12 protein-coding genes and 1 tRNA gene are annotated in these 12,616 nt (G+C 68.0%); 11 read left to right on the top strand and 2 right to left on the bottom strand.

Annotated elements, in window-relative coordinates:
* Window positions 1-5 precede the first annotated feature (5 nt).
* Entirely contained in the window at window positions 6-575 is a 570-nt protein-coding gene (locus QZW52_RS05500) for a peptidylprolyl isomerase (protein ID WP_293996133.1), read from the bottom strand.
* Entirely contained in the window at window positions 572-2,368 is a 1,797-nt protein-coding gene (locus QZW52_RS05495; protein ID WP_293996131.1) for a L,D-transpeptidase family protein, read from the bottom strand. The genes QZW52_RS05500 and QZW52_RS05495 overlap by 4 nt, the downstream gene beginning before the upstream one ends.
* Window positions 2,369-2,488: 120 nt before the next feature.
* Here QZW52_RS05495 and cysS point away from each other — a divergent pair, with 120 nt between their 5' ends.
* The 11 genes from cysS to QZW52_RS05440 all read left to right on the top strand — a co-directional run.
* Window positions 2,489-3,877 carry a cysteine--tRNA ligase gene (gene cysS, locus QZW52_RS05490; RefSeq protein WP_293996129.1) on the top strand — a complete coding sequence of 463 codons (1,389 nt, stop codon included), beginning with the start codon at window positions 2,489-2,491 and terminating at the stop codon, window positions 3,875-3,877.
* A gap of 22 nt (window positions 3,878-3,899) precedes the next feature.
* Window positions 3,900-4,586, top strand: a complete 687-nt coding sequence (locus tag QZW52_RS05485) for a DNA-3-methyladenine glycosylase family protein (protein WP_293996127.1) — start codon at window positions 3,900-3,902, stop codon at window positions 4,584-4,586.
* A 42-nt stretch (window positions 4,587-4,628) separates the two neighbouring features.
* Window positions 4,629-5,597 (top strand): acetyl-CoA carboxylase carboxyltransferase subunit alpha, encoded by a 969-nt coding sequence (locus QZW52_RS05480; protein ID WP_293996125.1) that lies wholly within the window; start codon window positions 4,629-4,631, stop codon window positions 5,595-5,597.
* Between the two features lie 19 nt (window positions 5,598-5,616).
* Window positions 5,617-6,567: a tRNA lysidine(34) synthetase TilS gene (gene tilS, locus QZW52_RS05475; protein ID WP_293996123.1), complete on the top strand. Its 951-nt coding sequence runs from the start codon at window positions 5,617-5,619 to the stop codon at window positions 6,565-6,567.
* 42 nt (window positions 6,568-6,609) lie between these two features.
* The gene (locus QZW52_RS05470) at window positions 6,610-7,869 is read left to right on the top strand and encodes an aspartate kinase (protein WP_293996121.1); all 1,260 of its coding nucleotides are present in this window, start codon (window positions 6,610-6,612) and stop codon (window positions 7,867-7,869) included.
* A 59-nt stretch (window positions 7,870-7,928) separates the two neighbouring features.
* A tRNA-Ser gene (locus QZW52_RS05465) sits at window positions 7,929-8,019 on the top strand.
* Between the two features lie 154 nt (window positions 8,020-8,173).
* The gene (locus QZW52_RS05460) at window positions 8,174-9,235 is read left to right on the top strand and encodes an acyltransferase family protein (protein ID WP_293996117.1); all 1,062 of its coding nucleotides are present in this window, start codon (window positions 8,174-8,176) and stop codon (window positions 9,233-9,235) included.
* 77 nt (window positions 9,236-9,312) lie between these two features.
* Entirely contained in the window at window positions 9,313-10,245 is a 933-nt protein-coding gene (locus QZW52_RS05455; protein ID WP_293996115.1) for a LysR substrate-binding domain-containing protein, read from the top strand.
* Window positions 10,242-11,666 (top strand): 3-isopropylmalate dehydratase large subunit, encoded by a 1,425-nt coding sequence (leuC, locus tag QZW52_RS05450; RefSeq protein WP_293996113.1) that lies wholly within the window; start codon window positions 10,242-10,244, stop codon window positions 11,664-11,666. The genes QZW52_RS05455 and leuC overlap by 4 nt, the downstream gene beginning before the upstream one ends.
* 39 nt (window positions 11,667-11,705) lie before the next feature.
* Window positions 11,706-12,356: a 3-isopropylmalate dehydratase small subunit gene (leuD, locus tag QZW52_RS05445; protein WP_293996111.1), complete on the top strand. Its 651-nt coding sequence runs from the start codon at window positions 11,706-11,708 to the stop codon at window positions 12,354-12,356.
* Window positions 12,357-12,396: 40 nt separating this feature from the next.
* The coding region (locus QZW52_RS05440; protein ID WP_293996188.1) for an isocitrate/isopropylmalate family dehydrogenase at window positions 12,397-12,616 on the top strand (220 nt) is incomplete at its 3' end.

Genomic DNA, 12,616 nt, shown 5'->3' with positions numbered 1-12,616 from the left:
TCCTGTTACTTTTCCAGAGAGGCTTTTTTGATGAGGACCGGCTCGACGGGGACGTTCTGGTGCCGTCCGGCGTTGCCGGTGGGCACGGCGCGGATCTTGTCCACGATGTCCATGCCTTCGACCACGCGCCCGAACACCGCGTAACCGTTGCCGTCCTGCGAGTTGGGCTGGTCGAGGAAGGGATTGTCCTTCACGTTGATGAAGAACTGCGACGTGGCCGAGTCCGGCACCATCGTGCGCGCCATCGCCAGCGTGCCGCGGGTGTTGCTCAGGCCGTTGCGGCTTTCCAGCGGGATCGGGGCACGGGTGGGCTTTTCCTTCATGCCCGGCTCCATGCCGCCGCCCTGCACCATGAAGTTGCTGATCACGCGGTGGAAGATGGTGCCGTCGTAGTGGCCGGCCTTGACGTACTCGACGAAGTTGGCCACCGACTTGGGGGCCTTGGCGGCGTCCAGGTCCACGACGATGTCGCCCATCGACGTGGTCAGGCGCACCTTCTCGGCGCTGGCGCCACCGCTGAGGGCCAGACCGAGGGCCAGGGCCGCCGCAGCGCGCACGAGCTGAGATGAACTCATTCCAACACTCCTTCAGAAAAGATCTTCCATTGTCCACGCTCGCGGGCCCAGTACTGCCGGCGCAGGCTTCCGGAGGCACTGCCGCGCAGCACTTCGCGGAAGGTGATGAACAGCGCGTCGCTGCCGTCCGCGTTGTCCAGGATGGTGAGGTCGAGCAACTCGCGCTCCCGGCCGGAGCCGCTGGCGGTGTCTTTCGCGAGCTGGCGCTGCCACTCGGCCCAGCCCTGCAGCCCGTTGTCGAAGGACCGCGCGTACAGCCCGAGCAACCGGGACGGGTCGGCCTGCATGCGCGCCTGGCGCCACGACTCGGCCAGCGCCACCGCGGCGTTGCGGGTGTCCGCCAGTGACTTGGGGTGTATCCACTCCAGTCGCTCCGCGATGACCACCGGGGTGCGGCGCGGGACGAGGTCGCGCAGCAGCCGCTCCATGTCGGGGTTGGACAGGACGATGCAGCCGTTGCTGGAGAAGGGGGCCTCGGCGTGGCGGTCGGCGCGGGTGCCGTGGAGCCAGATGTTGGCGCCGGTGCGGTGCAGGCGCCGGTCGTGTTCGTTGGGATAGCTCAGCGGCAGGGCGCCCGCACCGTAGAAATCGCCCACCTGCTGGCTGCCGAGCCGGCCCGTGATGTCATAGACACCCAGCGGTGTGCGCTGATCGCCTTCGTCTTGCTTGCCGACGCCGAGTCGGCCGATGGCGGCGTAGAGGCTGGCGGTCGGCACGAGCTGCCCGGCCCGGTGCTCCAGCACGAACAGCCGTGAGCGCAGCCCGTCCACCACCACCACCTGCCGCACCGACGCCGGCAGCAGCAGCACGCCGCGCGGCACCATGCCCGGCGGCGGTGGCGCTTGCCAGGCGGCCAGGCGCTGGCGGGCTTCGAGCTGCAGCGGTGCGATCTGGGTGGCGCCGCCACCGGGGGCCTGTGCCGTGCCACGCCCGAAACCGCGCAGGACGCCGCTGTGGGCCAGCAACAGATCGCCGTAGACGAGTTGCGCCAGCGTGAAGCGTGGCTGGTCGCGCACGAGTGCCTCTGCCGCCTCCAGTGCCCGTGCCCAGTGCCCTTGCCCGATCAGGCGGTAGACCTGGATCAGCCGCTCCTCGGGCACGGCGCGCTCGTGTTCGGGGACGGCGACCGTGGCCGGCGGCGAGGCGGTGGCGGCCGGTGGTGGGGTGGCGTCCACGACTGCGGGCAGGCGCCGGTTCACGGCCCAGGCGGTGGCGCCCAGGGTCAGCAGGGCCAGCGAGGCCAGCAGCGGGCGCAGCCAGGCCATGGGGTCGAGCCGTGCGGTCCACAGCACGGCCGCACCCATGGCCGGCGGGGCCGAGGCCAGCAGCGCCTCGGCGGCCAGGGTCGGCGCCAGCGGTGTCGGATCGGGACTCCATTGCAGGCCGCTGTCGGCGGCGGGCAGCGGATCGCTGGCGTGCAGGGCGGCGGCGTAGGCGTGGCGGGCCATGTTGAGCTGGAGTTGCACGAGGTTGTCGTGGGCCAGGGCGTGCAGCGGGCTGGTGCGCAGGGCCTCGTCGAAACGCTGGCGTGCCTCGGGCAGCCGCCCCAGCCGCGCCAGCACCACCCCCAGGTCGATCAGCGCCTGCGCCTGACCGGGCTGGCGCTGCACACGGGCTTCGAACAGGGCCAGCGCCTGGGCGTCCTGCTGCTGCGCGACCAATGCCATGGCCTGCGTGCGCAGGGGGTCGGGCGCCTGCGGGGGCGGCTCGGTGGCACCGGCGGCGTGCAGCCAACCGGCAGCCAGCGTGGCCGCCAGCAGCCGGTTGAACCGTGGCGTCTGGTGTGAGGACATGGCTGAATTGTGCATTTTTTGAAACCGGAGCCGCCCTTGGGACGCGGGCGAACCCACCATCCCGGCCCCGATGGGGCGCAGCTATACTGCCCCGCCCACCCCGCACTCCTGACAGAAGCGATGACCCTGCGTATCCACAACAGCCTCACGCGTTCGCTTGAAGACTTCCAGTCGATCGACCCTGGCCATGTGCGCATGTACGTGTGCGGCATGACCATCTACGACTTTTGCCACATCGGCCACGCCCGCATGATGATGGCCTTCGATGTGGTGCAACGCTGGCTGCGGGCGAGCGGCTGGCAAGTCACCTATGTGCGCAACATCACGGACATCGACGACAAGATCATCCGCCGTGCCGTCGAGCGCGGCATCACCATCCGCCAGCTCACGGACGAGATGACCGCGGCCATGCACGCCGACATCGGCGCACTCGGCATCGAGCGCCCGACCCACGAGCCGCGTGCCACCGAGTACGTGCCGCAGATGCTGGCGATGATCCGCACGCTGCAGGACAAGGGGCTGGCCTACCAGTCGGGCCATGGCGACGTGAACTACGCCGTGCGCCGCTTCCCCGGCTACGGCAAGCTCTCGGGCAAGTCGCTCGACGACCTGCGCGCCGGCGAGCGTGTGGCGGTGGCCGATGGCAAGGACGATCCGCTCGATTTCGTGCTGTGGAAATCCGCCAAGCCGGAGGAGCCGGCGGATGCCAAGTACGCCTCGCCCTACGGCGCGGGGCGGCCCGGCTGGCACATCGAATGCTCGGCCATGGGCTGCGCGCTGCTGGGCGAGACCTTCGACATCCACGGTGGCGGGCTGGACCTGCAGTTCCCGCACCACGAGAACGAGATCGCCCAGAGCGAAGGCGCCAACGGCAAGCCCTTCGCGAAGACCTGGATGCACAACGGCTTCCTCAATGTGGACAACGAGAAGATGTCCAAGTCGCTGGGCAACTTCTTCACCATCCGCGATGTGCTGAAGTCCTACGACGGCGAGACGCTGCGGTTTTTCATGCTGCGCGTCCACTACCGCAGCCCGTTCAATTTCAGCGACGCCGGTCTCGACGATGCCCGCAGCGCACTGCGCCGGCTCTACACCGCGCTCGATGCCGTGGCCCCCGACACGGCACCCGCCGAGATCGACTGGACCCACCCCGCCGCCGCCCGCTTCCAGGCGGCGATGGACGACGACTTCAACACGCCGATCGCCGTGGCGGTGCTGTTCGAGCTGGCCGGCGAGGTCAACCGCAGCCGCTCGGCCGAGACCGCTGCGCTGCTGTGGCGCCTGGGCGGCGTGCTGGGCGTGTTGCAGCAGCCGGCGCGGCAGTTCCTGCAGTCTGGCGCCGGCCCGGCCACGGTGGACGAGTCCGACATCGAGGCCCGGATCGCGGCCCGTGCTGCCGCCAAGGCCGCGCGCAATTTCGCCGAGGCCGACCGCATCCGTGCGGCACTGGCGGCGCAGGGCATCGTCCTGAAGGACAACCCCCAAGGCACGACCTGGGTGCTGGCCTGAGTCCCGAAGCCGAGCTGCCCCCATGCGCAATCCGCACGATGCCTTGCCTTCGACCCCCGACGCCGGCGATCCCCCCCTGGTCACGCCAGCCTACTGGGACGACGCCTGTGCCCACCTGGCCCGCCGTGACCGCGTGATGAACAAGCTCACCGAGTGCTTCGGCGCGGTGCGTCTGCAGAGCCGTGGCGACGCCTTCACCACGCTGGCCCGCTCCATCGTCGGCCAGCAGATCTCGGTCAAGGCCGCGCAGTCGGTGTGGACCCGCTTCGTCGGCCTCGGGGTCGGCACGCGCTACCTTGTGGCGCCGCAGGCGGTGCTGGCGCTGCCGGTGCCGGTGCTGCGCAGTGCGGGACTGTCGGCGCGCAAGGCCGAGTACCTGTCCGATCTGGCACGCCATTTCACCGAGGGCGGCCTGCAGCAGACCTGCTGGGACGCCATGCCGGACGAGTCCATCATCGACGAGCTGGTGACCATCCGTGGCATCGGCCGCTGGACGGCCGAGATGTTCCTGATCTTCTACCTGATGCGCCCGAACGTGCTGCCGCTCGACGATGTCGGCCTGATCAAGGGCATCAGCCTGAACTACTTCAGTGGCGAGCCGGTCTCGCGTGCCGAAGCACGCGAAGTCGCCGACGCGTGGGCGCCGTACCGCTCGGTGGCCACCTGGTACCTCTGGCGAAGTCTCGACCCAGTGCCCGTCACGTACTAAACTTAAGTACTGACCCAGACGGATCAATGAGGATCAATGCATATGAGCAAAAAACATTTCCTCGAATTCGAGCAGCCGATCGCCGAACTCGAAACCAAGATCGAGGAACTGCGCTACGTGCAAAACGAGTCGGCGGTGGACATCTCCGAAGAGATTGATCGCCTGTCCAAGAAGAGCCAGCAGCTCGCCAAGGACATCTACTCCAGCTTGTCGCCGTGGCAGGTCACGCAGATCGCCCGCCACGCCCAGCGTCCCTACACGCTGGACTATGTGCATGAGATCTTCACCGAATTCCAGGAACTGCACGGCGACCGCTCGTTCGCGGATGACCAGTCGATCGTCGGCGGCTTGGCCCGTTTCAACGGCCGCGCCTGCATGGTGCTCGGCCACCAGAAGGGCCGCGACACCAAGGAGCGCGCCGCCCGCAACTTCGGCATGGCGCGCCCCGAGGGGTATCGCAAGGCGCTGCGCCTGATGAAGGTCGCCGAGAAGTTCGGCCTGCCGGTGTTCACCTTCGTGGACACACCCGGCGCCTACCCTGGCATTGGCGCCGAAGAGCGCGGCCAGTCCGAAGCGATCGGCCGCAACATTTTCGAGATGGCGCAGCTCGAAGTGCCGATCATCACGACCATCATCGGCGAAGGCGGCTCCGGTGGCGCGCTCGCCATCAGCGTGGCCGACCAGGTGCTGATGCTGCAGTTTTCGGTCTACTCGGTCATCTCGCCGGAAGGCTGCGCGTCGATCCTGTGGAAGACGGCCGAACGCGCCAGCGACGCCGCCGACGCGCTGGGCATCACGGCGCACCGGCTGAAGGCACTCGGCCTGATCGACAAGATCGTCAGCGAGCCGGTCGGTGGGGCGCACCGCGACCACAAGCAGATGGCAGCCTTCCTCAAGCGGGCGCTCAACGACGCGCTGCGGCAGGTGGTCGATCTGCCGACCAAGGAGCTGCTGGACCACCGCTACAACCGCCTGCGCAGCTACGGCCGCTACACCGACACCAAGGCTTGAGTCCTGGCCTGGTTTGCCCGTGACGCCCCGCCCGCTGGCCGTGGCCTGCAGTGGCGGGCGTGACTCGGTGGCCCTGCTGCACGCGACGTGGCGTGCGGCCCGGCAGGTGGCCGAAGCGACGGGACAGCCGGCGCCTGTGCATGCGCTCCACGTCCACCACGGACTGAGCCGCCACGCCGACGATTGGCTCGCCCACTGTGCCGCGCAATGCGACCGCTGGCGTGCCGAGGGCGCCGATCTCCATTTCCACGCACGCCATCTGCACCTGAAACCCGCTCTGGGCGACAGCGTGGAAGCACTCGCTCGACAAGGGCGCTACGCCGCGCTGGCGGACATGGCGCATGCGGCCGGCTGTGACACGGTGCTGCTGGCCCACCACCGCGAAGACCAGGCCGAGACCTTTCTGCTGCAGGCCCTGCGGGGGGCGGGGGCGGCCGGGCTGGCGTCGATGCCGGCTTCGGTCGTGCGCGAGGGGGTGACGTGGCGGCGGCCCTGGCTGGCGCATGCCCGTGCCGCCATTGACGCCTACGTCGCGCACCACGGCCTGCAGCACATCGAGGACGACAGCAACGCCGACCCGCGCTACGCCCGCAACCGGCTGCGGCTGGAGGTCTGGCCTGCGCTGACCGCCGCGTTTCCGCAGGCGCCGCAGGTGCTCGGGCGCGCGGCACAGCATGCCCAGGACGCGGCGGAATGCCTGCAGGCGCTGGCCGAGATGGACCTGGCGCGGGTGGCGGTGGGTGATGAGGGGCTGGATGCGGTGGCGGCCGTGGCCTTGGGGGGCGCCCGGTTGCGCAACCTGCTGCACCTGTGGTGGCGGCGCACGACGGGCGTGGCGCTGCGGGCGAGCTGGCTGGACCGGCTGTCGCGGGAGCTGCCCGTGTGTGTCGAGGCCCGCTGGCCGGTGCTGGGGGCGGGTGAGCTTCACCTGCAGTGGGGCGTGTTGCGCTGGAACCCGCTAAAATCGTGAGCTTTTCGACTCTCCAGCTCCTCCCCAGCGAGCCACAACCCCATGGCTTTGATCGTTCACAAGTACGGCGGCACGTCGATGGGCTCGCCCGAGCGCATCCGCAACGTCGCCAAGCGCGTGGCCAAGTGGGCCCGCGCCGGTCACCAGATGGTGGTCGTGCCCTCCGCGATGAGCGGCGAGACCAACCGCCTGCTCGGCCTGGCCCGCGAAGTCTCTCCGGCCGTCCAGACCGCGTCCGTCACCCGCGAACTCGACATGATCGCCTGCACCGGCGAGCAGGTGTCGGTCGGTCTGTTGTCGCTCGCGCTCCAGGCCGAGGGCATGGACGCCGTCAGCTACTCCGGCTGGCAAGTCCCGATCCGCACCGACTCGGCCTACACCAAGGCGCGCATCCAGAGCATCGACGACGCCCGCGTGCGCGCCGACCTGGACGCCGGCCGCGTGGTCGTGATCACCGGCTTCCAGGGCGTGGACGAGGACATGAACATCACCACGCTCGGCCGTGGGGGTTCGGACACCTCGGCGGTGGCGGTGGCGGCGGCGATGAAAGCGGCCGAGTGCCTGATCTACACCGACGTGGACGGCGTCTACACCACCGACCCGCGGGTCGTGCCGGAAGCCAAGCGGCTGGCCACCGTCTCCTTCGAGGAGATGCTGGAGATGGCCTCGCTCGGCTCCAAGATCCTGCAGATCCGCTCGGTCGAGTTTGCGGGCAAGTACCGCGTGCCGCTGCGCGTGCTGTCGAGCTTCACCCCGTGGGACATCGCCATCGAGGAAGAAGCCCAGTCGGGCACCCTGATCACTTTCGAGGAAGACGAGAAGATGGAACAAGCCGTTGTGTCGGGCATCGCGTTCAACCGCGACGAAGCCAAGCTGACCGTGTTGGGCGTGCCGGACAAGCCCGGCATCGCCTATGGCATCCTGGGCAAGGTCGCCGAGGCCAACATCGACGTGGACGTCATCATCCAGAACGTCTCGCACGACGGCAAGACTGATTTTTCGTTCACCGTCCACCGCAGCGACTACCAGCGGGCGTTCGACCTGCTGAAGTCCGAAGTGGTGCCGGCGCTCGGTGCGGCTGCCGTGGTGGGGGACACCAAGATCTGCAAGGTCTCGATCGTCGGCATCGGCATGCGCTCGCACGCGGGCGTGGCCTCGACGATGTTCCGGGCACTGAGCGACGAGAGCATCAACATCCAGATGATCACCACCAGCGAGATCAAGACCTCGGTCGTGATCGATGAGAAGTACATGGAACTGGCGGTGCGTGCGCTGCACAAGGCTTTTGGCCTGGACGCTTGAGTTCTGGCGTCGTTGTTTGCAAATGAGGAAGAACTAGGCTATAGTCGATCCTCTTCGCCGGAGACGTGACCGAGTGGCCGAAGGTGCTCCCCTGCTAAGGGAGTATGTACCAAAAGTGCATCGAGGGTTCGAATCCCTCCGTCTCCGCCAAGACATGTTTGTCTGCAAATCACCCCTGACATCGTCCGATGTCAGGGGTTTTTGTTTTTCGCTTGCCTTGTGCGCACCTTTTGGCAGAGTTGCAGTTGCCTTAAGTTCACCGATGGGCAATGGCGCGGCGCGGGTGCGTTGCTAGGCTCGGTGCATGAGCCAAGATCGCCAGCACGAAATCGATGTTCTGCGTGGGATTGCCTGCACGACTGTGGTCGCCTTCCACTACCTTTACCGGGGCCAGCAGGACGACTGGATCACCGATTCGGCACCCCCCATGCTGGCCGAGATCGCCCGTTACGGCTACCTGGGCGTGTCCCTGTTCTTTCTCATCAGCGGGTACGTGATCTTCCACTCGGCCCAGGGCGCCACGGTGCGTGCCTTTGCCGCCTCGCGGGTGGCGCGGCTGTACCCGGCCTACTGGGTCAGCGTGTGCCTGACGGCGGGTGTCGTCTGGGCGCTGGCGTCTTCGACGTTTGCGGTGGGGCTGCGTGACGATCTGCTCAATCTGACGATGGTGATGCACTGGCTGCCGGACGCGCTCGGGGTGGCGCTGGTCGATGGTGCCTACTGGTCGCTGGCGGTCGAGTTCCAGTTTTATCTGTTGATGGGCGCCGTGCTGTGGGTGGGGGCGTTGGCGCGCATCGAGGCATTGCTGGTGGTCTGGCTGCTGCTGTCGATCGCGGATTTTGTCCGGCGCGTCTACCTGCCGGAGGTGTGGCTGGCGCTGCAGTGGGCCCCGCTGTTCTCGGCCGGGATCCTGTTCCACCGTATCCGCCATGCCGGATGGACGCGCCAGCGGTACCTGCTGCTGTGGTGCTGCTTCCTGGTGACACTGGCCCGCGCGACGGCGCCGGACGAACTTGCCAAAGGCGCCGCCGATGGCTCGGTGCGCAGTGGCTGGGTGGTGGCCGCGGTGCTGACGCTGTGCTTTGCGGTGTTTGCGTGGATCGCGGCGGGGCGCTGGCGGCTGCGTGGTTCGTGGGTGACGCGGTGGATCGGCGCGCTGACCTACCCGGTGTACCTGGTGCATCAGAACATCGGCTACCTGTTGCTGGAGGCGTGGAAGCCGTCCGGACTGGGGCTGGGGCTGCGGCTGGCGGGCGTGGTGGTGGTGGTGCTGGGGGTGTCGGTGCTGATCCACCGCGGAGTCGAGCGCCCGCTGGGTCCGCGGCTGCGGCGGTGGATCCATCCCGTGGTGGTGGCGCCGGCATGAGCCTTCGTGTCCAGCGAAGGCTTCCTCGTTGATTGCCGACCACCGGCCGCGCCGGCTTGGGGCAAGATGGCGCTCCCATGCGCTTCGACCTCGTCACGCTCAACCTCGTCCTCGCCATCGCCGAGACACGCAGCATCACGCGCGGTGCCGAGCGCGAGCACCTGGCGCTGGCCGCGGCAAGCAAGCGACTGAGTGACCTGGAAACCCGGCTCGGTGTGCAGCTCTTTGCGCGCCGTGCCCGCGGTGTGGAGCTGACGGCCGCTGGCCACGCGCTGGTGCGCCACGTCCGCCGCCTGCACGCCGCGCTGCACGCCATGGAAGACGAGGTGGCCGAATATGCCCATGGCATCCGCGGCCACCTGCGCGTGGTCGCCAACGCGTCGGCGATCGCCGAATGCCTGCCGCCCGATCTGGCCGCCTTCGCGCGCGCGCACCCCGACATCCGCATCACGCTCGAAGACCAGACCAGCACGGAGCTGCAACGTTCGGTGGCCGAGGGCACGGCCGACGTGGGCATCTTTGTGCCGCCGCTGCTGGAGTCGCGGCTGCAGACCTGGCATTACCGCGAAGGCCGGTTGGTGCTGATCACGCCGGCCGCACATGGGCTGGCGCCGCGGGTGTCGGTGCGCTTCGCCGAGCTGCTCGACTTCGATTTCGTCGGCCAGCACACTGGTGCCGCACTGCAGCAGATGATCCTCGCCCAGGCCACCGAGCAGGGCCGCCCGCTGCGCACGCGCATGCAGGTGCGCGGCTTCGATGCCATCGCGCAACTCGTCGAGGCGGGTCTGGGGATCGCGCTGATGCCATCCGCCGTCGCCGAGCGGCTGGCGCGGCTGTTCCGGTTGAAACTGATCACGCTGGACGAACCCTGGGCGCAGCGCGAGTACCTCGTCGGCGTGCGTGAGCAGGAGGTTCAGCCTGCCGTGGTGCGCCGTTTCGTCGAATTCCTTTGCCCGCCCGTCCCGCCCACCATCCCGCCCACCATTCCACCGCACGAGAACCTCCCATGACCGGACGCACCCTCTACGACAAGCTCTGGGACGAACACGTCGTCCACACCGAAGAAGACGGCACCTCGGTGCTCTACATCGACCGCCACCTGGTGCATGAAGTCACCAGCCCGCAGGCGTTCGAGGGCCTGCGCCTGGCCAACCGCCCGGTCTGGCGCACGAGTTCCATCGTCGCCACCGCCGACCACAACACGCCCACCACCGGCTGGGAACTCGGCTACGAAGGGATCAAGGATCCGATCTCCCGCCAGCAGATCACCACGCTCGACACCAACATCAAGGCGTTCGGCGCAGCGGCCTACTTCCCGTTCATGGACGGTCGCCAGGGCATCGTCCACGTCATCGGCCCGGAGCAGGGCGCGACGCTGCCCGGCATGACCGTCGTCTGCGGCGACAGCCACACCTCGACGCACGGCGCGTTCGGCGCACTCGCGCACGGCATCGGCACCAGCGAGGTCGAGCATGTGCTGGCCACGCAGACGCTGCTGGCCAAGAAGGCGAAGAACCTGCTGGTCAAGGTGGACGGCGTGCTGCCCTTCGGCTGCGGTGCCAAGGATCTGGTGCTGGCCATCATCGGCAAGATCGGCACGGCGGGTGGCACGGGCTACACCATCGAGTTCGGCGGCGCGGCGATCCGGGCGCTGAGCATGGAAGGCCGCATGACGGTGTGCAACATGGCGATCGAGGCGGGCGCACGCGCCGGGCTGGTCGCCGTGGACGAGAAGACGATCGAGTACGTCAAGGGCCGGCCGTTCGCGCCGAGCGGTGTCGAGTGGGCGCAGGCGGTGGCGTACTGGTCCACGCTGCAATCGGACGCGGACGCGGTGTTCGACGCCGTGGTCGAACTGGACGCTGCGCAGATCCTCCCGCAAGTCACCTGGGGCACCTCGCCCGAGATGGTGCTGGCGATCGACCAGCGCGTGCCCGATCCCGACAAGGAACGCGACCCGGTCAAGCGCGACGCGATCGAGCGGGCGCTGAAGTACATGGGCCTCGCACCGAACAAGGCGCTGGCCGACCTGTACGTGGACAAGGTCTTCATCGGTTCCTGCACCAACAGCCGCATCGAGGACATGCGCGAGGCCGCGGCCGTCGTGCGCAAGCTGGGCAAGCGGGTGGCGGCGAACATCAAGGTCGCGATGGTCGTGCCCGGTTCGGGCCTCGTGAAGGCGCAGGCCGAGCGGGAAGGGCTGGACAAGGTGTTCAAGGCCGCGGGGTTCGAGTGGCGCGAGCCGGGTTGCTCGATGTGCCTGGCGATGAACGCGGATCGGCTGGAGCCGGGCGAACGCTGTGCCTCGACCAGCAACCGCAACTTCGAAGGTCGCCAAGGCGCCGGCGGCCGCACCCACCTCGTCAGCCCGGCGATGGCCGCGGCTGCCGCGCTGGAAGGCCACTTCGTCGATGTCCGCCGCCTCGGCTGACCTGACCGATCAGCTCGCCCAGATTCAAGGAATTTCGCCATGCAAGCCTTCACCGTTCACCAAGGTCTCGTCGCGCCGATGGACCGCGACAACGTCGATACCGACGCCATCATCCCCAAGCAGTTCCTCAAGTCGATCCAGCGCAGCGGCTTCGGCCCGAACCTGTTCGACGAGTGGCGCTACCTCGACGTGGGCCAGCCCGGCCAGGAACACGTCGTGCGCAAGCCGAACCCGGACTTCGTACTGAACCAAGCGCGTTACCAGGGCGCCTCGGTGCTGCTGGCGCGCAAGAACTTCGGCTGTGGTTCGAGCCGCGAGCACGCGCCGTGGGCTTTGGACCAGTACGGCTTCCGCGCCATCCTCGCGCCGAGCTTCGCCGACATCTTCTTCAACAACTGTTTCAAGAATGGGCTGCTGCCGATCGTGCTGCCCGATAGCGTGATCGCGAAACTGTTCGACGAGGTCCACGCCTTCCCCGGCTACCGGCTGACGATCGACCTGCCGCGCCAGGTGGTGGTCAAGGGCGACGGCGAGGAGATCCCGTTCGAGGTCCAGGCGTTCCGCAAGTTCTGCCTGACCAACGGCTTCGACGACATCGGCCTGACGCTGCGCCACGCCGACAAGATCCGCGCCTTCGAGTCCGAGCGGCTGGCCGCCAAGCCGTGGCTGAACCACCGGCTGGTCGGCTGAACCTGCACCGAACCTGTTCACGAAAGACGTTCCCATGACCATGAAAATCGCAGTCCTCCCCGGTGACGGCATCGGCACCGAGATCGTCGCCGAAGCCGTCCGCGTGCTGAACGTGCTCGACCTGCCCTTCGAGATGGAAGAGGCCAAGGTCGGCGGCGCGGCGTATGAGGCCCACGGCCACCCGCTGCCGGAATCGACTTTGAGCCTCGCCAAGGCGTCCGACGCGATCCTGTTCGGCGCCGTCGGCGACTGGAAGTACG

It is taken from the genome of Sphaerotilus sp. (assembly GCF_013299175.1).
Lineage (GTDB): Bacteria > Pseudomonadota > Gammaproteobacteria > Burkholderiales > Burkholderiaceae_C > Sphaerotilus.
This window is presented reverse-complemented; position numbering and strand designations above follow the sequence as displayed.

Excerpts from the sequence above, each read along its gene's own strand:
- QZW52_RS05500 (WP_293996133.1), bottom strand. The coding sequence starts at position 575 with ATGAGTTCATCTCAGCTCGTGCGCGCTGCGGCGGCCCTGGCCCTCGGT.
- QZW52_RS05495 (WP_293996131.1), bottom strand. The coding sequence starts at position 2,368 with ATGTCCTCACACCAGACGCCACGGTTCAACCGGCTGCTGGCGGCCACG.
- cysS (WP_293996129.1), top strand. The coding sequence starts at position 2,489 with ATGACCCTGCGTATCCACAACAGCCTCACGCGTTCGCTTGAAGACTTC.
- QZW52_RS05485 (WP_293996127.1), top strand. The coding sequence starts at position 3,900 with ATGCGCAATCCGCACGATGCCTTGCCTTCGACCCCCGACGCCGGCGAT.
- QZW52_RS05480 (WP_293996125.1), top strand. The coding sequence starts at position 4,629 with ATGAGCAAAAAACATTTCCTCGAATTCGAGCAGCCGATCGCCGAACTC.
- QZW52_RS05470 (WP_293996121.1), top strand. The coding sequence starts at position 6,610 with ATGGCTTTGATCGTTCACAAGTACGGCGGCACGTCGATGGGCTCGCCC.
- QZW52_RS05460 (WP_293996117.1), top strand. The coding sequence starts at position 8,174 with ATGAGCCAAGATCGCCAGCACGAAATCGATGTTCTGCGTGGGATTGCC.
- QZW52_RS05455 (WP_293996115.1), top strand. The coding sequence starts at position 9,313 with ATGCGCTTCGACCTCGTCACGCTCAACCTCGTCCTCGCCATCGCCGAG.
- leuC (WP_293996113.1), top strand. The coding sequence starts at position 10,242 with ATGACCGGACGCACCCTCTACGACAAGCTCTGGGACGAACACGTCGTC.
- leuD (WP_293996111.1), top strand. The coding sequence starts at position 11,706 with ATGCAAGCCTTCACCGTTCACCAAGGTCTCGTCGCGCCGATGGACCGC.